The 24,407-nt window shown below is 60.2% G+C and carries 19 protein-coding genes, 1 tRNA gene and 4 pseudogenes; 12 read left to right on the forward strand and 12 right to left on the reverse strand.

The window, feature by feature from the left end:
* Positions 1-49: 49 nt before the first annotated feature.
* From acnD to M1B34_RS14535, 4 genes and pseudogenes are all read right to left on the reverse strand, one after another.
* Positions 50-2,643 (reverse strand): annotated as a pseudogene (gene acnD / locus M1B34_RS14520) (Fe/S-dependent 2-methylisocitrate dehydratase AcnD).
* A 142-nt stretch (positions 2,644-2,785) separates the two neighbouring features.
* Positions 2,786-3,913, reverse strand: a complete 1,128-nt coding sequence (prpC, locus tag M1B34_RS14525) for a bifunctional 2-methylcitrate synthase/citrate synthase (RefSeq protein WP_123330515.1) — start codon at positions 3,911-3,913, stop codon at positions 2,786-2,788.
* 69 nt (positions 3,914-3,982) lie between these two features.
* On the reverse strand, positions 3,983-4,879 hold the full coding sequence (gene prpB / locus M1B34_RS14530; protein WP_123330513.1) for a methylisocitrate lyase: 897 nt from the start codon (positions 4,877-4,879) through the stop codon (positions 3,983-3,985).
* Positions 4,880-4,890: 11 nt separating this feature from the next.
* Positions 4,891-5,586, reverse strand: a complete 696-nt coding sequence (locus M1B34_RS14535; protein WP_123330511.1) for a GntR family transcriptional regulator — start codon at positions 5,584-5,586, stop codon at positions 4,891-4,893.
* A 271-nt stretch (positions 5,587-5,857) separates the two neighbouring features.
* Between M1B34_RS14535 and rloA the strand changes: the two genes are divergently transcribed.
* The 4 genes from rloA to pabB all read left to right on the forward strand — a co-directional run bounded on the left by rloA (position 5,858) and on the right by pabB (position 10,406).
* Positions 5,858-6,394 carry a retropepsin-like aspartic peptidase RloA gene (gene rloA / locus M1B34_RS14540; RefSeq protein WP_123330509.1) on the forward strand — a complete coding sequence of 179 codons (537 nt, stop codon included), beginning with the start codon at positions 5,858-5,860 and terminating at the stop codon, positions 6,392-6,394.
* 5 nt (positions 6,395-6,399) lie between these two features.
* A complete protein-coding gene (gene rloB / locus M1B34_RS14545) occupies positions 6,400-7,932 on the forward strand; it encodes an osmotic stress tolerance membrane protein RloB (RefSeq protein WP_123330507.1) in 1,533 nt (510 codons plus the stop codon).
* Positions 7,932-8,918: an alpha-L-glutamate ligase-like protein gene (locus M1B34_RS14550; protein ID WP_123330505.1), complete on the forward strand. Its 987-nt coding sequence runs from the start codon at positions 7,932-7,934 to the stop codon at positions 8,916-8,918. The genes rloB and M1B34_RS14550 overlap by 1 nt, the downstream gene beginning before the upstream one ends.
* 144 nt (positions 8,919-9,062) lie before the next feature.
* Positions 9,063-10,406, forward strand: a complete 1,344-nt coding sequence (pabB, locus tag M1B34_RS14555) for an aminodeoxychorismate synthase component I (RefSeq protein WP_268265511.1) — start codon at positions 9,063-9,065, stop codon at positions 10,404-10,406.
* Between the two features lie 64 nt (positions 10,407-10,470).
* Here the strand turns inward: pabB and thrH are convergent, their stop codons facing one another.
* Positions 10,471-11,088: a bifunctional phosphoserine phosphatase/homoserine phosphotransferase ThrH gene (gene thrH, locus M1B34_RS14560; RefSeq protein WP_268261761.1), complete on the reverse strand. Its 618-nt coding sequence runs from the start codon at positions 11,086-11,088 to the stop codon at positions 10,471-10,473.
* 173 nt (positions 11,089-11,261) lie between these two features.
* Between thrH and M1B34_RS14565 the strand changes: the two genes are divergently transcribed.
* From M1B34_RS14565 to M1B34_RS14575, 3 genes are all read left to right on the forward strand, one after another.
* On the forward strand, positions 11,262-11,996 hold the full coding sequence (locus M1B34_RS14565) for a phosphoadenylyl-sulfate reductase (RefSeq protein ID WP_123330499.1): 735 nt from the start codon (positions 11,262-11,264) through the stop codon (positions 11,994-11,996).
* 502 nt (positions 11,997-12,498) lie between these two features.
* Positions 12,499-14,046, forward strand: coding sequence for an NCS1 family nucleobase:cation symporter-1 (locus tag M1B34_RS14570; RefSeq protein WP_123330497.1), 1,548 nt, complete (start codon positions 12,499-12,501; stop codon positions 14,044-14,046).
* Between the two features lie 56 nt (positions 14,047-14,102).
* Positions 14,103-14,831 (forward strand): aspartate/glutamate racemase family protein, encoded by a 729-nt coding sequence (locus M1B34_RS14575; RefSeq protein WP_268261760.1) that lies wholly within the window; start codon positions 14,103-14,105, stop codon positions 14,829-14,831.
* 30 nt (positions 14,832-14,861) lie between these two features.
* Here the strand turns inward: M1B34_RS14575 and M1B34_RS14580 are convergent, their stop codons facing one another.
* Positions 14,862-15,785, reverse strand: coding sequence for a LysR family transcriptional regulator (locus tag M1B34_RS14580; RefSeq protein WP_123330494.1), 924 nt, complete (start codon positions 15,783-15,785; stop codon positions 14,862-14,864).
* 126 nt (positions 15,786-15,911) lie between these two features.
* Here M1B34_RS14580 and M1B34_RS14585 point away from each other — a divergent pair, with 126 nt between their 5' ends.
* On the forward strand, positions 15,912-16,658 hold the full coding sequence (locus tag M1B34_RS14585) for a 3-oxoacyl-ACP reductase family protein (RefSeq protein WP_268265496.1): 747 nt from the start codon (positions 15,912-15,914) through the stop codon (positions 16,656-16,658).
* A gap of 88 nt (positions 16,659-16,746) precedes the next feature.
* Here M1B34_RS14585 and M1B34_RS14590 read toward each other — a convergent pair.
* From M1B34_RS14590 to M1B34_RS14605, 4 genes and pseudogenes are all read right to left on the reverse strand, one after another.
* Positions 16,747-17,441, reverse strand: a pseudogene (locus tag M1B34_RS14590) (HAD-IA family hydrolase).
* A gap of 114 nt (positions 17,442-17,555) precedes the next feature.
* Entirely contained in the window at positions 17,556-17,717 is a 162-nt protein-coding gene (locus M1B34_RS14595; protein ID WP_185039167.1) for a hypothetical protein, read from the reverse strand.
* A gap of 113 nt (positions 17,718-17,830) precedes the next feature.
* Positions 17,831-18,237: pseudogene (locus tag M1B34_RS14600) on the reverse strand (glycine zipper domain-containing protein).
* A 255-nt stretch (positions 18,238-18,492) separates the two neighbouring features.
* A complete protein-coding gene (locus M1B34_RS14605) occupies positions 18,493-19,182 on the reverse strand; it encodes a crotonase/enoyl-CoA hydratase family protein (RefSeq protein ID WP_123330486.1) in 690 nt (229 codons plus the stop codon).
* 319 nt (positions 19,183-19,501) lie between these two features.
* Here M1B34_RS14605 and M1B34_RS14610 point away from each other — a divergent pair.
* Positions 19,502-19,591 (forward strand) — tRNA-Ser (locus M1B34_RS14610).
* A gap of 187 nt (positions 19,592-19,778) precedes the next feature.
* On the opposite strand, the gene M1B34_RS14615 is transcribed toward M1B34_RS14610, so the two are convergent.
* Positions 19,779-20,387: a TetR/AcrR family transcriptional regulator gene (locus M1B34_RS14615; RefSeq protein ID WP_268265497.1), complete on the reverse strand. Its 609-nt coding sequence runs from the start codon at positions 20,385-20,387 to the stop codon at positions 19,779-19,781.
* Positions 20,388-20,566: 179 nt separating this feature from the next.
* Between M1B34_RS14615 and sdhC the strand changes: the two genes are divergently transcribed.
* Positions 20,567-20,944 (forward strand): succinate dehydrogenase, cytochrome b556 subunit, encoded by a 378-nt coding sequence (gene sdhC, locus M1B34_RS14620; protein WP_268265498.1) that lies wholly within the window; start codon positions 20,567-20,569, stop codon positions 20,942-20,944.
* 131 nt (positions 20,945-21,075) lie between these two features.
* Here sdhC and M1B34_RS14625 read toward each other — a convergent pair.
* Positions 21,076-21,780, reverse strand: a pseudogene (locus M1B34_RS14625) (site-specific integrase); the annotation flags it as partial.
* A 118-nt stretch (positions 21,781-21,898) separates the two neighbouring features.
* Between M1B34_RS14625 and M1B34_RS14630 the strand changes: the two are divergent.
* Together M1B34_RS14630 and M1B34_RS14635 are read left to right on the forward strand one after the other, a co-directional pair.
* Positions 21,899-22,870, forward strand: coding sequence for a hypothetical protein (locus tag M1B34_RS14630; RefSeq protein WP_268265499.1), 972 nt, complete (start codon positions 21,899-21,901; stop codon positions 22,868-22,870).
* Between the two features lie 114 nt (positions 22,871-22,984).
* The gene (locus M1B34_RS14635; RefSeq protein ID WP_268265500.1) at positions 22,985-24,367 is read left to right on the forward strand and encodes an ApeA N-terminal domain 1-containing protein; all 1,383 of its coding nucleotides are present in this window, start codon (positions 22,985-22,987) and stop codon (positions 24,365-24,367) included.
* Positions 24,368-24,407: the final 40 nt, after the last annotated feature.

The raw sequence follows: 24,407 nt of genomic DNA on the forward strand, positions 1-24,407 counted from the left end.
CTGATAAAGACCGGGAGCGGCACCTGGCGGCCCGCTCGCGGTACGTCACTTAACTGGCAACAGCCGATTCGAGGAAGTCCTGGGCGAAACGTTGCAACACTCCACCGGCTTCATAGATCGACACCTCTTCCGCGGTATCCAGGCGGCAGGTCACGGGCACTTCCAGGCGTTCACCGTTGTGACGGTTGATCACCAGGGTCAGCGTCGCCCGCGGCGTGCGCTCACCGAGCACATCGAAGGTCTCGGTGCCATCGATGCCCAGGGTCTTGCGATCGGTGCCCGGCAGGAACTCCAGGGGCAGCACGCCCATGCCCACCAGGTTGGTCCGGTGAATGCGCTCGAACCCTTCAGCGGCAATCGCCTCCACCCCCGCCAGCCGCACGCCCTTGGCCGCCCAGTCGCGGGACGAGCCCTGGCCGTAGTCGGCGCCGGCGATGATGATCAGCGGCTGCTTGCGTTCCATGTAGGTTTCGATGGCTTCCCACATCCGCGTGACCTGGCCTTCCGGCTCGATCCGTGCCAGGGAACCCTGCTTGACCTGGCCGTTTTCCCGAACCATTTCGTTGAACAGTTTCGGGTTGGCAAAGGTCGCCCGTTGCGCCGTCAGGTGGTCGCCACGGTGGGTGGCGTAGGAGTTGAAGTCTTCCTCGGGCAGGCCCATTTTCGCCAGGTATTCGCCCGCCGCGCTGTCAAGCATGATGGCGTTGGACGGCGATAGGTGGTCGGTGGTGATGTTGTCCGGCAGCACCGCCAGCGGGCGCATGCCCTTGAGCGGCCGAGCCCCGGCCAGGGCGCCTTCCCAATACGGTGGACGGCGGATGTAGGTGCTCATCTCGCGCCAGTCGTAGAGCGGCGCGACCTTCGGCCCGGTGTCTTCGTGGATCGCGAACATCGGGATGTAGACCTGGCGGAACTGCTCCGGCTTGACCGAAGACTTGACCACTGCGTCGATCTCTTCGTCGCTGGGCCAGATGTCTTTCAGGCGGATTTCAGCGCCGGAGGCGTCCACGCCCAACACGTCTTTTTCGATGTCGAAACGGATGGTCCCGGCAATCGCATAAGCCACCACCAATGGCGGCGAGGCGAGGAACGCCTGCTTGGCATAGGGGTGAATCCGCCCGTCGAAGTTGCGGTTGCCCGACAACACCGCCGTGGCGTACAGGTCGCGGTCGATGATCTCTTGCTGGATCACCGGGTCCAGGGCGCCGGACATGCCATTGCACGTGGTGCAGGCAAAGGCCACCACGCCAAAGCCCAACTGCTCCAGCTCAGAAGTCAGGCCGGCTTCGTCCAGGTACAGCGCCACGGTCTTGGAGCCCGGCGCCAGGGACGACTTGACCCAGGGTTTGCGGGTCAGGCCAAGACGGTTGGCGTTGCGCGCCAGCAGGCCGGCGGCAATCACGTTGCGCGGGTTGCTGGTGTTGGTGCAACTGGTGATGGCGGCGATGATCACCGCGCCGTCGGGCATCTGCCCCGGCACTTCGTCCCAGTGGCCGGAAATGCCCTGGGCAGCGAGGTCCGCGGTGGCGACCCGGGCGTGCGGGTTGCTCGGCCCGGCCATGTTGCGCACCACCGAGGACAGGTCGAAGCTCAAGCCGCGCTCGTATTGCGCGCCCTTCAGGCTGTCGGCCCAGAGCCCGGTCTGCTTGGCGTATTGCTCCACCAGGCGCACCTGCTGGTCTTCACGGCCGGTGAGCTTGAGGTAGTCGATGGTTTGCTGGTCGATGTAGAACATCGCCGCCGTGGCGCCGTATTCCGGGGCCATGTTGGAGATGGTCGCGCGATCGCCCAGGGTCAGGGCCGCAGCACCTTCACCGAAGAACTCCAGCCAAGCGCCGACGACTTTTTGCTTGCGCAGGTATTCGGTCAGGGCCAGCACCATGTCGGTGGCGGTAATGCCCGGTTGCAGCTTGCCCGTCAGCTCGACGCCGACGCTTTCCGGCAGGCGCATCCACGAGGCGCGGCCGAGCATCACGCTCTCCGCTTCCAGGCCGCCCACGCCGATGGCGATCACCCCCAGCGCATCGACGTGGGGGGTGTGGCTGTCAGTGCCGACGCAGGTATCCGGGAAGGCCACGCCGTCGCGCACCTGAATCACCGGGGACATTTTCTCCAGGTTGATCTGATGCATGATGCCGTTGCCCGGCGGGATCACATCGACGTTCTTGAAGGCCTTCTTGGTCCAGTTGATGAAGTGGAAACGGTCTTCATTGCGCCGGTCTTCGATGGCGCGGTTTTTCTCGAACGCCTGAGGATCGAAACCGCCGGACTCGACCGCCAGGGAGTGGTCGACGATCAACTGGGTCGGCACCACCGGGTTCACCTGCGCCGGATCACCGCCTTGCAGGGCGATGGCATCGCGCAGGCCGCCAGGTCCACCAGGGCGGTCTGGCCGAGGATGTCATGGCAGACTACGCGCGCCGGGAACCAAGGGAAATCGAGGTCGCGCTTGCGCTCGATAAACTGCTTCAGGGAATCCGTCAGGGTTGCCGGGTCGCAGCGACGCACCAGGTTCTCCGCCAGGACCCGTGAGGTGTAGGGCAAGGTGTCGTAGGCGCCGGGCTGGATGCTGTCGACCGCCGCGCGGGCATCGAAATAATCCAGCGCGCTGCCGGGCAGCGTTTTGCGAAATTCAGTGTTCATGGTCAAGGCTCGGTCACGGTAGGTTTCAGGTACGACCCATGGGCGTTGCAGGAGCTGGCTGGCGATGACGTCTCAGGACTTGACGCAATCGCTTGGGCCTATCGCTGGCGAGCCAGCTCCTGCAAGGGGCGAGTCATACCGCTCAGCGACGCTCGATTGGCACGAACTTGCGCTGTTCAACGCCGGTGTACTCGGCGCTAGGACGGATGATGCGGTTGTTGGCCCGCTGCTCGAACACGTGGGCGGCCCAGCCGGTCAAGCGCGAGCAGACGAAAATCGGCGTGAACAGCTTGGTCGGGATGCCCATGAAGTGGTACGCCGAGGCATGGTAGAAGTCAGCGTTGGGGAACAGCTTCTTCTGCTCCCACATGGTCTGGTCGATGGCTTCGGACACCGGGAACAGCACGGTGTCGCCCACTTCGTCGGCGAGCTTTTTCGACCAGCCCTTGATCACCTCGTTGCGCGGGTCGTTGTCCTTATAGATCGCGTGACCGAAGCCCATGATCTTGTCCTTGCGCGCCAGCATGCCGAGGGTGCCCTCGACGGCTTCTTGCGGCGAGGCAAAGCGCTCGATCATTTCCATGGCCGCTTCGTTGGCGCCGCCGTGCAACGGGCCGCGCAACGAGCCGATGGCCGCAGTGACGCAGGAGTACAAGTCAGACAGGGTCGAAGCGCACACCCGGGCGGTAAAGGTCGAGGCGTTGAACTCGTGCTCCGCATAGAGGATCAGCGACACGTTCATCACCTTCACATGCAAGTCGCTGGGCTTCTTGCCATGCAGCAGGTGCAGGAAGTGACCACCGATGGACGGCTCGTCGCTGGTGCAGTTGATGCGCACACCCTCGTGGCTGAAGCGGTACCAGTAGCACATGATCGCCGGGAACGCGGCCAACAGGCGGTCGGTGGCGTCGTGTTGCTCGGAGAAGTCCTTCTCCGGTTCGAGGTTGCCGAGGAACGAGCAGCCGGTGCGCATCACGTCCATCGGGTGCGCCTGGGCAGGAATGCGCTCCAACACTTCTTTCAATGCCTGGGGCAGGTCGCGCAGGGTGCTGAGTTTGTCCTGGTAAGCGCTCAGTTGCGCCTGGCTCGGGAGGTCGCCGTACAGCAGCAGGTAGGCGATTTCTTCGAACTGCGCGTCGGCAGCCAGTTCACGCACGTCATAGCCGCGGTAGGTCAACCCGGCACCGGCCTGGCCCACGGTGGACAATGCGGTTTGTCCGGCCACCTGGCCACGCAGGCCAGCGCCACTCAATACTTTTGCTTCGGCCATTGCTCTCTCCAATCTTGAATTTATTAGGGACTTGGCAACTTCATCAACGGTTAGGTCGTGGTTCGCGGATCAGCCTTTCTTCTGCGCAAACAGCGCATCGAGCTTCTGCTCGAAGACGTGGTAGTCGATGCGGTCGTACAGCTCCATGCGAGTTTGCATGGTGTCGATGACGTTTTGCTGGGTGCCGTCGCGGCGGATCGCGGTGAACACATTTTCCGCCGCCTTGTTCATGGCGCGGAACGCCGACAGCGGGTACAGCACCAGGGACACGCCCACGGAGCCGAGCTGCTCGGTGGTGTACAGCGGGGTAGCGCCAAATTCGGTGATGTTGGCCAGGATCGGGGCTTTCACCCGGTCGGCGAAAATCTTGTACATCTCAAGTTCAGTGATGGCTTCCGGGAACACCATGTCGGCACCGGCCTCGATGCACGCGGCAGCACGATCCAGGGCCGACTCCAACCCCTCCACTGCCAGGGCGTCGGTCCGCGCCATGATCACGAAGCTGTCATCAGTGCGCGCATCGACCGCGGCCTTGATGCGGTCGACCATTTCCTGCTGGGAGACGATCTCTTTATTCGGACGATGACCACAGCGCTTGGCGCCGACCTGGTCCTCGATGTGGATCGCCGCGGCGCCGAACTTGATCATCGACTTCACGGTGCGCGCCACGTTGAACGCCGACGAGCCGAAGCCAGTGTCCACGTCCACCAGCAGCGGCAAATCGCAGACATCGGTGATGCGGCGGACGTCGGTCAGCACATCATCCAGCCCGGTGATGCCCAGGTCCGGCACGCCCAGTGAGCCGGCCGCCACTCCGCCACCCGACAGGTAAATCGCCTTGAACCCGGCGCGCTGTGCCAGCAACGCGTGGTTGGCGTTGATGGTACCGACCACCTGCAGTGGATGTTCATTGGCGACCGCATCGCGGAAACGCTGGCCTGGAGTGCTTTTGTTATTGGAACTCATGACTCACCTCTCTAGGGCGCGCACTCTGGAAAGTGACGCGCAATGTTGCGTTTCGACGCGCCGATGTGGCGGCGCATCAGTAGCTCGGCCAGTTCGCCGTCACGATCGGCAATGGCATCGAGAATCCGGTGGTGTTCGGCAAAGGCCTGGCGTGGACGGTTGGGCGTGGCAGAAAACTGGATGCGGTACATGCGCACCAGCTGATACAGCTCGCCGCAGAGCATCTGGGTCAGGGTGCGGTTGCCGCTGCCCTGGATGATCCGGTAGTGAAAGTCGAAATCGCCTTCTTGCTGGTAGTAACCGACCCCGGCCTGGAACGCGGCATCGCGTTCATGGGTATCGAGCACCCGGCGCAGCTCGTCGATGTCTTCCGTGGTCATGCGCTCCGCCGCCAGGCGACAGGCCATGCCTTCCAGGGATTCGCGGATTTCGTAGAGTTCGATCAGCTCGGCATGGCTCAGCGACACCACCCGGGCGCCCACATGAGGCACCCGCACCAGCAGGCGCTGGCCTTCCAGGCGGTGGATGGCCTCGCGCAGCGGCCCGCGGCTGATGCCGTAGGTGCGCGCCAGTTCCGGCTCGGAGATCTTGCTGCCCGGGGCGATCTCGCCCTTGACGATGGCCGCCTGGATACGACGGAAGACATTCTCGGATAAGGTCTCGGAATCGTCTTGCGCCACCGCTGGGGGATCGAGTTGATCCAGCATATTGTCGACACCTTTAAAATCAATGTGACAAAAACTAGCCAAATCAGCTCATGCAGTCAAAGGAAAAATAGACATTGTCGACAATCGTCTAATAACCCCAGGTTAGGTCACCGCCCAAAAGCCCAAACCCCCAACGCTGGCGCCATAAAACCAGCATGCTAGAATGCCGCCCGCATTTGCCTGTCATCTTTATATGGCAGGCATACGAGGGAGCTTGCGCAGCAATGCCAGTCGCCTTGAACTGAAGAACCCATGCAACGCACCAGGATCTATGAGACTCAAGGCCTTTCCCCCATTACTCTGCCTCCTTTGCCTGCCCGGCATGAGCGCTGCCGCCGACAAGACCGTGTACGGCCTCAATGAGTACGCGAGGCTGGCGGGCATCGACCTGGAGGTCGCGGCCAAGCTCGACACCGGGGCCAAGACTGCCTCCCTCAGCGCCCGCGACATCAAGCGCTTCAAGCGCAATGGCGAATCCTGGGTACGTTTCTACCTGGCCATCGACGCCGCGCACTCCCACCCGATCGAACGGCCGCTGGCCCGGGTCAGCAAGATCAAGCGCCGTGCCGGCGACATCGATGCCGAAGACGACAAGAAGTACACCGCCCGTCCGGTCATCACCCTCGATGTGTGCATGGGCACCGCGCTGCGCAGCATCGAAGTGAACTTGACCGACCGCAGTGCCTTCCAATACCCGCTGCTGATCGGCTCCGAAGCCCTGAAACGCTTCGATGCGCTGGTCGACCCCAGTCTTAAATACGCTGCTGGCAAACCCGCCTGCGCCATCAACGTTCAAACCGCAGAGTAATTCCAATGCGCTCTCTTACCCTTCATCTGAAAATCCTGATCGCCGTCCTGGTGGTGTTGGGCATCTCGATCACGGCCTATCAGATTTTCGTGCTCGGCATTCCCGTGACCGAAGACGCCACCGACGACCTGTGGAACATCGACGCCAAGGTCGAGTTCGTCGCCAACGGCAAGGACCCGATCAAGATCCAGATGTTCGTGCCGCCGCTGAGCCGCGACTACGTGAGCCTGAACGAGAGTTTCATCTCCAATAACTACGGGGTCGCGGTGAACCGCGTCGACGGCAACCGCAAGGTCACCTGGTCGGCACGCCGGGCCAAGGGCAACCAGACCCTGTACTACCGCCTGGTGCTGACCAAGCGCTACAGCGCCGAGAAAACCAAGGTCAAGGGGCCGACCTTCCGCGACAGCATCGCCGTCGAAGGCCCGGAAAAAATCGCCGCCGAAGCCCTGCTGGCGCCGATCCGCCAGCACTCGGCCGACGTCGAGACCTTCATCGGCGAAGCCATCAAGCGGGTCAACAACCTCAATGACGACAATGTGAAGCTGTTGCTCGCCGGCGACCCGTCCACCGCCCACAAGGCGCGGATCGTCGAACTGCTGCTGTCCATCGCCCACGTGCCGGTGGAAAAGGTCCACACCATTCGCTTGGTGGCCGACCAGCCGCAAACCCCGGAACTCTGGCTGCGCAGCTTCAACGGCAATGACTGGCTGTACTTCAACCCGGAAACCGGCGAGCAGGGCATGCCCAGCGACCGCCTGCTGTGGTGGACCGGTGACGACAACCTGATCACCGTCGATGGCGGCAAGAAAGCCAACGTCACCTTCAGCCTCAACAACAGCGAAATGAACGCCATTCGCCTGGCCAAGCTGACCGACGAGAACACCGACGCCAACTTCCTCGAATACTCGCTGTACGGCCTGCCACTGCAGACCCAGCAGACCTTCATGATCATGGTGATGATCCCGATTGGCGTGCTGGTGATCCTGATCCTGCGCAACCTGATCGGCCTGCAGACCCTGGGCACCTTCACCCCGGTGCTGATCGCCCTGGCCTTCCGCGAAACCCAACTGGGCTTCGGCATCATCCTGTTCACGGTGATTACTGCCCTGGGCCTGTCGCTGCGCTCCTACCTGGAACACCTGAAGCTGCAGATGCTGCCGCGACTGTCGGTGGTGCTGACCTTCGTCGTGGTGCTGATCGCCGCCATCAGCCTGTTCAGCCACAAGCTGGGCCTGGAACGCGGGCTCTCGGTGGCGCTGTTCCCGATGGTAATCCTGACCATGACCATCGAACGCCTGTCCATCACCTGGGAAGAACGTGGCGGCGGCCATGCGATGAAAGTCGCCATCGGCACCCTGTTCGCTGCGTCCCTGGCGCACCTGATCATGAGCGTGCCGGAGCTGGTGTACTTCGTCTTCACCTTCCCGGCGATGCTGCTGATTCTGGTGGGCTTCATGCTGGCGATGGGTCGCTACCGCGGCTACCGCCTGACGGAGCTGGTGCGTTTCAAAGCCTTCGTCAAGGCTGATTCCTGATGTTCGGCCTGTGGAAAACCTGGAAAGCCCTGGAAGCCCGAGGAATCATGGGCATCAACCGGCGTAATGCCGACTACGTGCTCAAGTACAACAAGCGCAGCCTGTACCCGATCGTGGATGACAAGATCATCACCAAGGAACGGGCGATCAAGGCCGGCATCCATGTGCCGGAGCTGTACGGGGTGATCTCCACCGAGAAGGAAATCGACAAGCTCGACGAAATCATCGGCGGGCGCAGCGACTTCGTGATCAAGCCGGCCCAGGGCGCCGGCGGTGACGGCATCATTGTGATTGCCGACCGCTTCGAGGGCCGCTATCGCACGGTGTCGGGCAAGATCATCAGTCACGAAGAGATCGAGCACCATATCTCCAGCATCCTCACCGGCCTGTACTCCCTGGGCGGCCACCGCGACCGGGCGCTGATCGAGTACCGGGTGACCCCGGACCAGATCTTCAAGAGCATCAGCTACGAAGGCGTGCCGGACATCCGCATCATCGTACTGATGGGCTACCCGGTGATGGCCATGCTGCGCCTGCCGACCCGCCAGTCCGGCGGCAAGGCCAACCTGCACCAGGGCGCCATCGGCGTGGGCGTCGACCTGGCCACCGGCCTGACGCTGCGCGGCACCTGGCTGAACAACATCATCACCAAGCACCCCGACACCACCAACGCCGTGGACGGCGTGCAACTGCCCTACTGGGACGGCTTCATGAAGCTCGCGGCGGGTTGCTACGAGCTGTGCGGCCTGGGTTACATCGGTGTAGACATGGTCCTGGACCAGGAAAAGGGCCCGTTGATCCTTGAACTCAATGCCCGCCCCGGCCTGAACATCCAGATTGCCAACGACTGCGGCCTGACCCTGCGCACCCACGCCGTCGAAGCCCATCTGGAAACACTGAAAGCCAAGGGCATCAGCGAATCCGTCGAGGACCGGGTGAAGTTCGCCCAGGAGCTGTTCGGCCACATCCCCCCGGTAGAAGGCTGACCGCGCCAGGTGGCGAAGGCCCTCACGACCTCGCCACCGACCCAGCCCTTGCCTCTGCCCGACATCCCGCAAGATCCCCCTAGGAGCGCCCCTTGCAGAGGACTACAATCGCCAGCCGCGCTCCCCATGGCTGATCCGCCCCGCATGTTGACCTGCTCCCTGCACCCGCTGCCCTATCGCCCCGACCCCGCCGACTATTTTGCGGCGCTTCGCCATGCCCCCGGCGCCGTGCTGCTGGACAGCGGCCGCCCCAGTGCCGAGCGCGGCCGCTTCGACCTGCTCAGCGCCTGGCCCCTGGCCCAACTGACGGCCCAGGCCGACGAAAGCGGCGCCCAGTTCCTGCAACGCCTGCGCGACAGCCTCAAGCAACTGGGCCCGGCCGCCCTGCCCGCGGACTGTCCGCTGCCTTTTGCCGGCGGCCTGATCGGCTACCTGAGCTACGACTTCGGCCGGCACCTGGAGCGCCTGCCCAGCCGCGCGCTGGATGACCTGCAACTGCCGGACGCCCAACTGGGCTTGTACGCCTGGGCCTTGATCAGCGATCACCAGGAACGCACCAGCCAACTGGTGTTCCATCCGCAGTTGGCGGCTGACGAACGCCAGCGCCTGCTGAACCTGTTCAGCCAGATACCCCCCGTGCACGCGAGCGACTTCAAGCTCAATGGCGCCATGCAGCCGGACCTCAGCCCCGAGGACTACCACCGGGCCCACGAGCAGATCCAGCGCTACATCCAGGCCGGCGACTGCTATCAGGTCAACCTGACCCAGCGCTTTCGCGCCCGTTGCCAGGGCGACCCCTGGGCGGCCTACGGCGCACTGCGCCAAGCCTGCCCGACACCTTTCTCGGGCTTCCAGAGCCTGCCCGACGGCAGCGCGATCCTCAGCCTGTCGCCGGAGCGTTTTGTCAAAGTCAGCCAGGGCCAGGTGGAAACCCGCCCGATCAAAGGCACCCGCCCCCGGGGCCGGGACGCCGAAGAAGATCAGGCCAACGCCGCCGAGCTGCTGGCCAGCCCCAAGGACCGCGCGGAAAACCTGATGATCGTCGACCTGCTGCGCAATGACCTGGGCCGCACCTGCCGCATCGGCTCGGTGCGGGTGCCGGAGTTGTTCAGCCTGGAGAGCTACCCCAACGTGCATCACCTGGTGAGCAGCGTGACCGGCGAACTGGCGCAGGACAAAGATGCCCTGGACCTGATTGCCGGCAGCTTCCCCGGCGGCTCCATCACCGGCGCACCGAAAATTCGCGCGATGCAGATCATCGACGAACTGGAGCCCACGCGCCGGGGCCTGTATTGCGGTTCATTGCTGTACCTGGACGTACGCGGAGAGATGGACAGCTCGATTGCCATCCGCAGCCTGCTGGTCAAGGACGGGCAAGTCTGCTGCTGGGGCGGGGGCGGGATCGTCGCGGATTCGGACTGGCAGGCGGAGTATCAGGAGTCCATCACCAAGGTGCGGGTGTTGCTGGAGACATTGCAGGGGCTTTAGGGCGTCTTCGCCGGCAAGCCGGCTCCTACCAGGATTGTAGGAGCCGGCTTGCCGGCGAACCGGTTTACAGGCTCAGGGGGCGATTGGAAGCCTTGATGAATTCCTGCTTCAACTCGGCAAAGGTGTGCACCGCCGGGAACTGCGGGAACTCGCGAATCACGTTGTCCGGCGCATGGAACAGAATGCCCGCATCGGCTTCACCGAGCATGGTGGTGTCGTTGTAGGAGTCCCCCGCAGCGATCACTCGGTAGTACAGGCTCTTGAAGGCCAGCACCGATTGGCGCTTGGGGTCTTTCTGGCGCAATTGATAGCCGGTCACCCGACCGCTGTCATCGGTGATCAAGCGATGGCAGAGCAAGGTCGGGAAACCCAGCTGACGCATCAGCGGCTGGGAGAATTCATAGAAGGTGTCGGAGAGAATCACCACCTGGAAGCGCTCGCGCAGCCAATCGACGAACTCGATGGCGCCGTCCAGGGGCTTGAGGGTGGCGATCACTTCCTGAATGTCCGAGAGCTTCAGGCCGTGCTCGTCGAGAATCCGCAGGCGCTGCTGCATCAACACGTCGTAATCGGGAATATCCCGGGTGGTTGCCTTGAGGGATTCAATCCCGGTTTTTTCGGCAAAGGCGATCCAGATTTCCGGGACCAGCACACCTTCCAGATCGAGACAGGCAATTTCCACAAGACACTCCCATTGCTTTGATTATTGAGTTGAGCGAGTAAAAAGACTGCCGAACTCTAGCGACTCGCCACCCCTCACGCAACGCAGAGGAGTGCGCCAGGGGGCGACAGATTTTGTTACCATCGCCGCCATATAGAGCGCCCAGCGCCATAGACCTGTAGGAAACCGCCCTGATGAACCCATCGTTCGACGTCGCTGAGCTCGCCGCGACCTATGCCAATAAATCTGCCCAGGACATCCTCAAACTGGCCTTCGCCCAGTTCGGCGACGACCTGTGGATCTCCTTCAGCGGTGCCGAAGACGTGGTGCTGGTGGACATGGCCTGGAAGCTCAACAAGCAGGTCAAAGTCTTCAGCCTCGACACCGGCCGCCTGCACCCGGAAACCTACCGGTTCATCGACCAGGTGCGCGAGCACTACAAGATCGACATCGAATTGATCTCGCCGGACCACAGCAAGCTCGAACCCTTCGTCAAGCAAAAGGGCCTGTTCAGCTTCTACAAGGACGGCCACGGCGAGTGCTGCGGCATCCGCAAGATCGAGCCCCTGCGGCGCAAGCTGTCCACCGTCAGCGCCTGGGCCACCGGCCAGCGCCGTGACCAGAGCCCAGGCACCCGCAGCCAGGTGGCGGCACTGGAAATCGACAGCGCCTTCTCCACCCCGGAGCGCACGCTGTACAAGTTCAACCCCCTGGCACAGATGAGCAGCGAAGAGATCTGGGGCTACATCCGCATGCTTGAACTGCCGTACAACAGCCTGCACGAGCGCGGGTTTATCAGCATCGGCTGCGAGCCTTGCACTCGCCCGGTGCTGCCGAACCAGCACGAACGCGAAGGCCGTTGGTGGTGGGAAGAAGCCACCCAGAAAGAATGCGGCCTGCACGCCGGCAACATCATCAGCAAAGCCTGACCCCGCCTGCAGGAGCCGGCTTGCCGGCGAACGCCCCTCAACACCGCTGGCGCCCTAGCTGACGCCAGCGCCCCCCTCGAAAAATTCTGTACACATAAATGTCACCATCGGTGCCATTTTTGTGTGCACTTGACGCCTGTTACGCCCCAAAAGGTTACAGCCGCTCGCCCGCTCCGCTCCTCACCTTTCTCAATGAAAAATAAATACCTGTTCGATTGGTCAATTTTTAATAGCGCCAATTCAAACAGTTACGCCAAACCAATAACAAAACGAAATCAGCGGCCCGATTAATAGCTGCAAAACTGGCATAGAAGTGGCTTGAGTGAACTCGTGTTTTGTATACAAAAACATCGACAACATACATACACTTAATATCCGCACGCCAAGTCCTGCGACTCAGGCTGCAGATGCCCCGAACCCAGTGATTCCCACCTGCGACGAAGATTGTCGAGCCGCACGCTCAAGCACAGTCATCCAGGGCCGGAATCAGGAGCATGCCGGAATGCACACCCGCCCTTCTAATGACATCCCACTGGATCTGCCCACTGCGCTGCATTCACACAACGTTCAACAACCCGTGGCCGATACCCACCCGGGCAGCGTCGCCCTCAGCCCGCGCCTGCACAACCGAGACCTGGCCCCGACCAAGGTCGAGGGGCGGCGCTGGGGCGGCTACAGCATCTTTGCCCTGTGGACCAACGACGTGCACAACATCGCCAACTACTCCTTTGCCATCGGCTTGTACGCCCTTGGCCTGGGCGGCTGGCAGATTCTCCTGTCCCTGGGCATAGGCGCGGCCCTGGTGTACTTCCTCATGAACCTCTCCGGCTTTATGGGGCAGAAAACCGGCGTGCCCTTCCCGGTCATCAGCCGCATCAGCTTCGGCATCCACGGCGCACAGATTCCGGCGCTGATTCGCGCGGTGATCGCCATCGCCTGGTTCGGCATCCAGACCTACCTGGCCTCGGTGGTGTTTCGCGTGCTGCTCACGGCAATCCACCCCGGCTTCGCCGACTATGACCAGAACGCCATCCTCGGCCTGTCGAGCCTGGGCTGGGCCTGCTTCGTGACCATCTGGCTGGTGCAGTTGGTGATCCTCGCCTACGGCATGGAAATGATCCGTCGCTACGAAGCCTTTGCCGGCCCGGTGATCCTGGTCACGGTGGCGGCCCTCGCCGCCTGGATGTACGTCCAAGCCGACGCGACCATTGCCTGGTCGATTCGCGAGCCCCTGAGCGGCGGTGAAATGTGGCGGCAGATCTTCGCCGGCGGCGCGCTGTGGCTGGCAATCTACGGCACCCTGATCCTCAACTTCTGCGATTTCGCCCGCTCCTCGCCGTGCAGCAAAACCATCAAGGTCGGCAACTTCTGGGGCCTGCCGGTAAACATCCTGGTGTTCGCCACCATCACCGTGCTGCTGTGCGGCGCGCAGTTCCAGATCAATGGCCGGATCATCGAGAGCCCCACGGAAATCATCGCGTCGATCCCCAACACCTTCTTCCTGGTGCTGGGCTGCCTGGCCTTCCTGATCGTCACCGTTGCGGTGAACATCATGGCCAACTTCGTCGCCCCGGCGTTTGTTCTCAGCAACCTGGCGCCCAAGTACCTGACCTTCCGCCGGGCGGGGCTGATCAGCGCGGCGATCGCGGTACTGATCCTGCCGTGGAACCTCTACAACAGCCCGCTGGTGATCGTGTATTTTCTGTCCGGGCTCGGCGCCCTGCTGGGGCCGCTGTACGGGGTGATCATGGTGGACTACTGGATCATCCGCAAAGGCCGGGTCAATGTGCCCGAGCTGTACAGCGAAGACCCCAAGGGCGCCTACTTCTACAGCCGCGGCGTCAACCTGCGGGCCGTGGCCGCCTTTGTGCCCTCGGCGCTGATCGCCATCGTGCTGGCCCTGGTGCCGGGCTTTGCCAGCGTGTCGCCCTTCTCCTGGCTGATTGGCGCCGGTATTGCAGGCTTGCTGTACCTGATCATCGCCCAGCGCCAACCCCATTACGCAGAGGTCAGCGGCGAGTCCATCGCCGTGGACAACGTCAGCCACTGATTGTGAACGGCCCGGTCCGCCGGGCCTTTGTATTGCCAAACCTGTAAGGAACACCCATGCGAATTCTCGTGGTCAACGTCAACACCACCGACTCCATCACCCAGGCCATTGCCCGCCAGGCACAAAGCGTGGCCGCACCGGGCACCGAAATCGTCGGGCTCACCCCGTACTTCGGCGCCGAGTCCGTGGAAGGCAATTTCGAGAGCTACCTGGCCGCCATCGCCGTGATGGACCGGGTACTGGCCTACGACCAGCCCTACGACGCCGTGATTCAAGCCGGCTACGGCGAACATGGCCGCGAAGGCCTGCAGGAGTTACTCAATGTGCCGGTGGTGGACATCACCGACGCGGCCGCCAGCACCGCGATGTTCCTCGGCCACGCCTACTCGGTGGTGACCACCCTGGACCGCACCGTGCCACTGATCGAAGACCGCCTGAAACTTTCCGGCCTCTACGATCGTTGCGCCTCGGTCCGGGCCAGCGGCCTGGCGGTACTGGAGCTGGAGGAAGACCCGCAGCGCGCGGTGGAATCCATCGTGCGCCAGGCCGAACTGGCGGTCAGCCAGGACAAGGCCGAAGTGATCTGCCTGGGCTGCGGCGGCATGGCCGGGCTCGACGAGCAGATCCGCCAGCGCACCGGGGTGCCGGTGGTGGATGGGGTGACGGCTGCCGTGACCATTGCCGAATCCCTGGTACGCCTGGGGCTGTCCACCTCCAAGGTGCGCACCTACGCGACGCCACGGCCGAAGACCATTGTCGGCTGGCCGGGGCGCTTTGGCCGCTAGCCCACGGCGCGCTCGATCGCCCGGATCACCTTATAAGGCGCTGAAGGCCCGGGCCCATCCTTGTTCGGCAAACTGCTCGATCACGAACTCGACAAAGGCTCGAGTCTTGCCCGGCAACAACTTGTGCTCCCCGTAGTAGATCGAAATGTGGCCGTCATCCACGTACCAGTCGGGCAATACCCGCTGCAGGGTGCCGGCCCGCAGGTAAGCCAGTGCAAACGGCAGGCTGACCAGGGCCACTCCCAGGCCTTGGACGGCGCTGGCACAGGCGGCATCCGAGTCGCTCATGGTCATCCGTGCCTTGAGTTCAAGGGGGCTTTGTTGCTGGGTCCGGCTGGTCAATTGCCAGGAACGTACCCGCCCGGTCTGCGGCGAACGAATCAAGATGCCGTCGTGATTGCGCAAGTCCTCGGGCCCGGCAATCACCGCGCCCTGCGCCAGGTACGCCGGGGACGCGACCAACACCCGATGGGCCGGGGTCAACTTGCGAGCAACCACGCCCTGGGGCAATTCAAAACCACCGCCAATGGCCGCATCGAAGCCCTGGCCGATCAGGTCCACTTGGCGGTTATCGAAATGCCAATCCGGGCTGATGGCCGGGTAACGGCGAAGAAAGTCGGCCAACAACGGCACCACGAACAGGCGCCCGAATACCGTCCCCATGCTGACCTTCAAGGTGCCCGCCGGCAGCCCCTGGACACTGGCCAGGTTGGCCACGGCATTCTGGATGGTGTGCAGACTGTCACTGACCTCATCCAGGAACAGCTGGCCCGCTTCGGTCAACGTCAGGCGCCGGGTGCTGCGCTGAAACAAGCGAACGCCCAGGCGCGCCTCCAGCTTGGCCACGCTTTTGCCGACGGCGGCCGGGGTCAGGCTCAGGCGTCGCGCCGCCTCGGCAAAGCTGCCGACTTCGGCGCTGCGTACAAAACAATCGATGCTGCTGAAAGCGTCCATGACACCCAACTCTAAACTTTTGGTTTACACAGACTATCTCGATTACCCACTAATCACCGGGTAATTAACGGTCGATACTCTCCTCCAACCACAAGGCACTCTCGCCTTGGACACTTGGAGATCACCATGACCACTCAACACCTCAACGGCAAAGTCGCTCTGATTCAAGGTGGTTCCCGCGGCATCGGCGCCGCCATCGTGCAACGCCTGGCCGCCGAGGGCGCCCGCGTCGCCTTCACCTACGTCAGCTCTGCCGCCAAGGCCGAAGCCCTGCAGAACAGCATCATTGCCAACGGCGGCCACGCCCTGGCGATCAAGGCCGACAGCGCCGATGCCGAGGCCATCCGTAACGCCGTCCAGGCCACCGTGGACGCCTTCGGTGGCCTGGACATCCTGGTGAACAACGCCGGCGTGCTGGCGGTGGCGCCACTGGAAGACTTCAAACTGGAAGACTTCGATCAGACCCTGGCCATCAACGTGCGCAGCGTGTTTATCGCCACCCAGGAAGCCGCCAAGCACATGGGCAACGGTGGGCGCATCATCAACATCGGCAGCACCAATGCCGACCGCATGCCCTTTGCCGGTGGTGGGCCCTATGCGATGAGCAAGGCCGCCCTGGTGGGCCTGACCAAAGGCCTGGCCCGTGACCTCGGCCCACGGGGCATCACCATCAACAACGTGCAGCCCGGCCCGGTGGACACCGACATGAACCCCGCCGACAGCGAATTCGCGGAAAGCCTGATGGGGCTCATGGCGGTGGGTCGCTATGGCAAGGTCGAAGAAATCGCCGGGTTTGTCGCCTATCTGGCGGGGCCGGAGGCGGCGTACATCACCGGTGCCAGCCTGACCATCGACGGTGGTTTCGGCGCCTGAACCGCAGCCAAAAAAAAACGCCGAGCCCCTGTCAAAGGACGCTCGGCGTTGTTGTATCCGCCAGACGCGAGGCAATCACCGGTGCCGTTCAGGACCACTCAAGCTGCGGCAAACCGCAGGCTGCCGGGTGGAACCCCTTCAACGACCGCAGAATCCCGTCGGCATGGGCAAACTTGCTGTCGGCCATGGCCGGGTCCGGAATGGCAATCGCGGTCATCCCCGCCGCCTTGGCCGCAGTCACGCCGAAGGGCGAATCCTCGAACACCAGGCAATGCTCAGGGGCCACGCCCAGGCGCCGCGCCGCGGTGAGGAAAATGTCCGGCGCCGGCTTGGCCGCCCCCACCTCCGGGTCATCCGCGGTGACGATAGTGTCGAACAGGGCAAACCAGTCCCCGTGCTGGGTGGTTTTCTGACCAAAGGACAGTTGCGACGAACTGGTGCCTACGGCAATCGGCACCTGATGGGCCTTGAGGTGCCGCACCAACTCCTGCGCCCCCGGCATGGCCTGGGCCCGGGGAAAGCGTTCACGCATCAACGGCTCGCGAATCACCAGGAACTCTTCCGGGCTGATCGGCAGGTCCAGGGCCTCGACCACATAACGCGCCAAGTCCGTGGCGCACGGCCGATGATGTGCTGCTTGATGCTCCAATCGTAGGTTCGGCCATAACGCTCGGCGATCAACCGGGTGACTTCGGTATAGATGCCCTCGGTGTCCAGGAGCAAGCCGTCCATATCGAAAATCACCGCCTTGATCGGGGGTAAATCCTTCAACTGTGCATTCATGGCATCTGATCCGTTAACAAGAAAACGTCCGGGAGCGGCGCAGCCACCGCCCTCGCCTGATCGTTCAATCAAGAGGCTGGGCAGCATAACGGCGCATACGGATCAGCGGCAATCTCAGTGGCCAGGCTTCACACTCTCGGGGGTGTCTTCCTCGGGCTCCCTGAGGGGCACTTGCGCATCGTCCATGAGCGAGCCAGGGTCTTCATTGCCCGGGTCGTTGATCACCAGCGGCTCAGTCGGGGCGGGTTCTTTCTTATCGGGGGGCTCAGGTTTCATCACGGCCTCATCCATCGCGAAGGGCTACACAAGGTTCGAGAGGGCAAATACATAAAACGTTCACCCACAAAAAACCCGGCAATCAGCCGGGCTTGTAGGTCGGGCGCGCTGCCTCAACGATGTTTGTGCTTGCGCTTGTGGCCCTTGCCGGAATGCTTGTTGCTGTCGTTGCCCATGTTGCTGCCCAAGGCACGCCGGCAGCGCCACCCAGGCCGGCACCAATGGTCGAACCGGTGCTGCCGCCCAGCTTGTTGCCGATCACCGAGCCGCCGGCCGACCCCAAGCCACCGCCGATGGCCGCCTGAGTCCGGCTGCCCTTGCGTGCCCCCACCGCACTGCCCGCCGCACCGCCCACGCCGGCGCCAATCGCCGCGCCGGTGCTGCCGCCGATCTGTTGACCGACCACATTGCCCAGGACGCCGCCCAGGCCGCCACCGATAGCTGCCGTACCGTCACCAGCAGCCATCGCACCTTGAGCGACCAAAAGCCCAACAATCAGGGCAGGCAGGGTTAAACGCATGAGATGAACCTCAAAAAAGAAAACCGGACAGCGCCAGCGGCGGCGTCACAAAAAGGGAATGAAGCGAGTCTCGGGCACAACCGGCCCCAGCCGCTTCGGGGGAATTGGACCACAAATTGCGCAAGAGTTTTAAGCCAGGCAAAAAAAAGCCCGCTGGGGAACGGGCAGGGAGTTTTGCTTTAACGGATGCCTTCACACTACTCAATCAAATGTGAAGGTTTCGTGAAGAGCCTGGGCAGGTGGAAACGCCAAGGCTCATCCCAGATATTCCTGGTCCTGGATGATCGCGTTGTCCAGGGCTTCCAGCAGCGCCTTGCGAACCTTCAGCTTGGTGTTCTTGTGGGCCGTCATGTTGATCTTCTTCAACTGTCGCGCGGCAGCCAGGGCGGTGTCCTGCAATTGCTCGGCGCTGACCACCTTGTCGAGGAAGCCCGCGTCTACGGCACTCACCGGGTCAAACATCTCGGCATTGATCACCGAACGATGGAAAGCCGAGCGACGCAGGCGATCACGGGCCAGCTCGATGCCGGCGTGGTGCATGGTCATGCCAATCTGCACTTCGTTCAGGCCGATGCTGAACGGACCCTCGACGCCAATCCGATAGTCGGCGGACAACAGCAGGAACGCCCCCTTGGCCACGGCGTGCCCGGGGCAGGCAACGATCACCGGGAACGGGTGGGACAACAGGCGGCGGGCCAGGGTCGAACCCGACGTTACCAGGCTCACGGCCTCTTTCGGCCCGGCGGTCATCACCTTCAAGTCATACCCCCCCGACAGAATGCCCGGCTGGCCGGTGATGATCACCACCGCGCGATCGGCCGTGGCCTGATCCAGCGCGGCATTGAAAGCGGCAATCACGTCGGGGGAAATGGCATTGACCTTGCCATTGCTCAAGGTCAGGGTCGCGATACCGTCTTCGAGGCGGTAGGAAATCAACTCACTCATGACGCAATTCCTTGTATTGAAGTGGAGCAGACGTTACCCAGCGCCGTAGATCAGGTAAAGCGCGGTGACTGACTGGTGAGTCAGGCTTTTACCGCCCGACCCGCACGCCCAGCCACGGCGCACCGTGATTGCCTTCTCTATATAGACGGTTTCAAGGCCGAAGATTGGCGGGTTTGCCCTGCCCCGCCCCCTCGCCGGCCGGGCGCCAAATCAATAAATCCCTTAAGCGCATGAAAATTCTGAAAAAAACCTTTGCCATCAAAAGGAACTTCGACTACATTAGCGCGCCTCGACAGACTGAATAAGTTTGACGAGATACGGTGAGGTGTCCGAGAGGCTTAAGGAGCACGCCTGGAAAGTGTGTATACAGGAAACTGTATCGAGGGTTCGAATCCCTCCTTCACCGCCATATTTGAAAAACGCAAACCCCTGATTTTCCTAGAGAAAGTCGGGGGTTTGTGGTTTCTGGAGTCTGAAAAAGGACGATATGGGACAGATATGGGACTGGAGGGTGGTTTGAGAGCTTCCAGCCTTGTCGCGAGAGCACCACGGAATGGGCCAACGCTGGCCCACCTGGATTCTATGAGTTCGAACTGTTAATCAGTGCCGTAGGCAGCTAAAAAAGTCTGTGTAGCCCTACTTGCGGTTTCTTTGCAAAAGGTTTGATCAAAACCCTGCATGGTGGAGAACAAGAATAGGTCGAGCCACTCGGACTCCAGAAGAGCACGTAGGTGGAGGGCAGCCACCTGAGGATCAGCCTTCCGAAGTAATCCTTCATCCATGTACTGTTTAAGCAAGGAGGACATAACCTCCAAAAATTGTGCAGGCCCAGCGTCATAGCAAGCCTTGCCCAGTCCAGCCTTTCGGCCGGCAGCTGATAACAAGAGCCGACGGACAGCCATTACCTCTTCTGAATAAAGCAGAGATATCACTTGCTCTCCCAGAGACTGAAGGGATTCAGCAATCGGTAAAGACAAATTTTCAATTGCGGCAAAAGTCTCACGCATCTGCGCCCCCGCTGCTGCCATCAGCGCCTCGTAAAACAGCACCTCCTTGGATTCAAAGTAAGAATAAAGAGTGGCCTTTGAGCAGCCGAGGCTCAGCGCAATTTGCGCCATGGACGCCCCGTCAAAACCCTGATCGTGAAAAATCTGTCCAGCAGCGGTGAGGATGGCGGTTCGTCGCGCCTCGGATTTTGTTCGCATTAACGGTCTCGATGAAAAATTTTCCCATCTTAGATCATCAGCTATGCGCCACGTACCAAAACCTAAACTAGTCCGAGTGGTTTAGTTTAAAATCAATCGCTGGCAGATAGTTAACCATTGCCAAACCGACCGTGCTGACAACTGACAGCCTGACGCGAAATTAGAAATTTGGAGGGAATATGAACAAAAAACGGCCAGTCAATCTCGACCTAAAATCTATGAAGTACCCTGTCACGGCGCTAACCTCGATTCTGCATCGCATGTCCGGGATACTGCTTTTCTTATGTCTTTTTGTAATGCTTTACGCCTTGGGTAAGTCATTAAGCTCAGAGGAAGGCTTCAACGAAATTAAAGATCTGCTTTCGTCTCCTCTCGGCAAAATGATTGCTTGGGTCCTTTATTCGGCGCTGATCTATCACCTGGTAGCAGGAGTCAGACACCTCATCATGGACGCGGGCGTGGGAGAGACGCTTCAAGGCGGCAAGCGTGGCTCAATCATCGTAATCATCGCGTCAACTATTCTCATCGCAGCCGGCGGCGTTTGGCTTTGGATGTGAGTTAGCTAGTAAGGCCGTTACGAGTTGAGCATCTGAAAATGCCTGCTAAATAAATGAAAGCCTCCACAGCTAAGCTGGGTATGGGGGCTTTCAACCATCTGGATACCGGTTGAAGCTAATAGCCACTGGGTCTAATTGGCGGCTACATCCGGATCAAGCTTCAATGCCAGTTGCAACATTCCTATGACATCTGGTCCGTCCTCATTAATCCACATCCCATAGTGCTGGCGGATCATGTTCCCGTTGGTATGACCCATCTGCTCGGCTATCCAGTCGATTGAGGCTACGCCAGTGGTCAGCAACTGACTGGCGTACGTATGCCGGCACTGACCGGGTCCACGATAACGAACACCGGCCGCGAGCAGGTGAGCCTTGAAGAACCTGTCACGTACCACAAAGTCGTTGACGTGGGGCTGGCCGTTTTTTGTGTTCAGGAAGACAAAATGCAGTTTGTGTTGCCGCACCGTCTTGTTGTCCCGCTCCACGATGTCGACCGTTTCAGCCTTCCTTTTCCGATTCAGTGCATCGATCTTCTGCAGCGCATCCCAGGCGAGTGCAAGTAGGCGAACCTTGCGTGTTGATCGACGGGTTTTCGTCACCCGGTATGCACCGCGCACCTTTGACCTACGGAAGGTCACAGTGCCCTGCTCCAGGTCGACATCCTCCCAAGCCAAGGCGATGGTCTCGGATACCCGGGGCCCGGCCCACATCATGAACTGAACCATCAGCAGCTCTTGCGTGCGGCTGGTCGGTGTTTCGAGAATTTGTTTGATCTCCGCCCTGGTGAATGGATCGGGGGCCTCGGGATCGGGCAGACGGACCATTAGGCCCTCGGTACCAGGGCAATCAGAGCGCCATGATCGCGGTTCTTCCAGGACTTCGCCCGGGCGCCACCTTCAACCAGGGCGAGCGGATCACCAGCGTGACCCTCGCCGGCAACCAGATGGCAATCAAATGGAAGACGCAATCCGGCGCAGCGTAGAGCGCCAGTTCCCCGAACTCACCGGCGGCTACCACCTGCCACGCTTTGGCCGGGTGGTGGCCGTGCCTGATGCGCCGGCGTCGCCCGGGCTGTGCGACGACTTCCGGCCACGCTTCGGCGTCGACGTCGAAGTGCTGCTGCCCGATGGTGAACCAGATCCGGCACTGCCGATCCTGACCGGCCTGCCGCTGCCGGCGCCGATGGGTGGCCAGGAAGCTGGCATGTTCGGCTTCCCCGAGGAAGGCACCACGGTGGTGGTCAGCTTCGCTTATGGCCTGCCCCATAAGCCCTTTATCACCCAGATCCTGCCGCATGGCCTGAGCCTGCCCCGGGTGCCGAAAGGCGACCAGGTGTGGCAGCACAGCGAGGCCTGCCAGCAACGGGTCGATGCCGACGGCAACTGGCTACGCCAGACAGATGGCAAGATCCAGGACAAAGCGATCGAGCGCGAGGTGGAAGCCCTGGAGAACACCGAGAGCTTCCAGAACCACACCAGGACGGTGGACGACCATTCGACCGAGTCAGTGGGTGGGATCAAGAAGATCGAGGCGCTGGGCGCCATGAAGCTGCTGTCGGGTGGGTCCGCAAGCCTCGCGGCCGTGGATGACCTGCACCAGGCCACCGGCCGCGACCTGAACCTGGTGGTGGGTCAGAAGCACAACGCGACGGTGCGCGGCGACATGCAGGAGCAGATCCAGGGCCTACGCAAGAGCGTGGCCGGGATCAGCCAGCGTCTACAGGCGCCCAAGACCTGGTTGGGGTCGGAGTCGGTCAACGTGCTGCAGGTGCTGTGTGATTTGCTCGACTTAGTGCAAGAGATGAATACCCAGTTGGCCGGACATAATCACGGGCCAACACCGCCACCGAATAACGCAGCTGCATTCACTACGAATGAAGTTAAAGCTAACATTTTGTATAAAAAACTCGGCCTGATAACTGCTTAGTAGCATACCGGCGGACCAATTAAACCGTTGACTGCTTCAAACTTATGAGCAATTGTATTGCTCACCTGGAATACAGGGGAGTGCGAACAAATTCACATTTAACAAGGATGAAATATGCGCTTAGGAAAAAAAATTCAGTATGATCTTGATAAAAGCTATGATGTAAAGGTCACCGTCACTGGCGAAAGTGGTGTTTTTTTCGGAAGGTTGGTGCTTTCACCCCAAAACATCACTTTGAGAATCAGCGGAGATATGAACGCAGGGCGTCAGTTTGGCAATACTGAGTGGAAACTAGACGTATTAGAGTGCAATGGCTTCGATAGAGTTTACTTGTTGTACGACCTTCACTGCGTTGAACATTTTGTAAGCGCTCTAGATTATAAGCCTGAATACAATTGTCATTATGAAGCGGAGTATATCGCTTCCTACGCGTTGATTTTAAAGGGAGATGTTGAGCTATATGGACTGGAATTACTTTCCCCCGTCCTGGAACACTGGATTGGCTATACCGAAAAACAAGAAGAAATTGTAAGAGATCAAGTAGCAGGCCAGAGGGTTGGTATTCATGCACCTCTAGATGCGATAGACGCAGCTGAATTCAGCTTGGACGTTGATGGATTAGGAAAGGTTGGGGTCTGGTATAACATACAGGCGTCCGCTTCCCCTCTTGAGTTCAACGTTGGAGTGAAATTCCCGCCGTCCTTTAAAGTCATTACTGAGGAGCGCGTAGAAAAGAAAGACATCATGAACCTATATCAAAAGGTCTACGCTTTTTTAAGCACTCTTCACGGGTCAGACTTTCCAGTTGAACGTATTAAACTGATAGTAAATAACTCCATATTTAATGATGCAACACTTTACTACTCCCAGCCAAAACTCAAGAACTATCAATTTCAATCTTACAGTTTTTTTCCCTTGGGGAATGGGCTCAGGATGGATAGTTTAGGGCTTCCAAAACTCCCGCTTGACTCTATTGGTAAATACTTTTCTCAAACATATAACTTTTCTGAGAAATGGGAAAAATATATAAAATACCGAAGAATGATAAATGTTGAAGATCGATTTCTTGGGTATTTTAGACAGCTGGAATCTTTAACCACAGTAAAAAAAGGATATTTAGACCAAAAGCGTCTTGAGGCTTCCATCAGCAGAATTAAGCCTATAATGATAAAGTTCTTCGGATCTAAAAAAGATGTTGAAGGCCTTCTCAGTGGAATACCTCGCTTAAATAACTCAAAATATAATACTGCCAAGTGCATTTTGGAGTTTTACAAAAAGATACCAGAGGAGCTAAGAGGCGGCTTACTTCTTGCTGCTAAAGATATAACGTCAGTTTGCAAGCTTCGCAATGATATTAGTCATGCGAACGAATATTTTGAGACGGAAGAAAACCTAAGTAATAAATGTGATTTTATTGAAGGGCTGCTGGTAATGGCGTTACTCGAAACTATTGGCATTCCAATATCGACAACGGCAAAACTAATAAACAGACTCTAGAGCCATATTGCCTTATGAAAGTACTTTGAGTACTACAATC

Source organism: Pseudomonas morbosilactucae, from assembly GCF_023241715.1.
Classification (GTDB): domain Bacteria; phylum Pseudomonadota; class Gammaproteobacteria; order Pseudomonadales; family Pseudomonadaceae; genus Aquipseudomonas; species Aquipseudomonas morbosilactucae.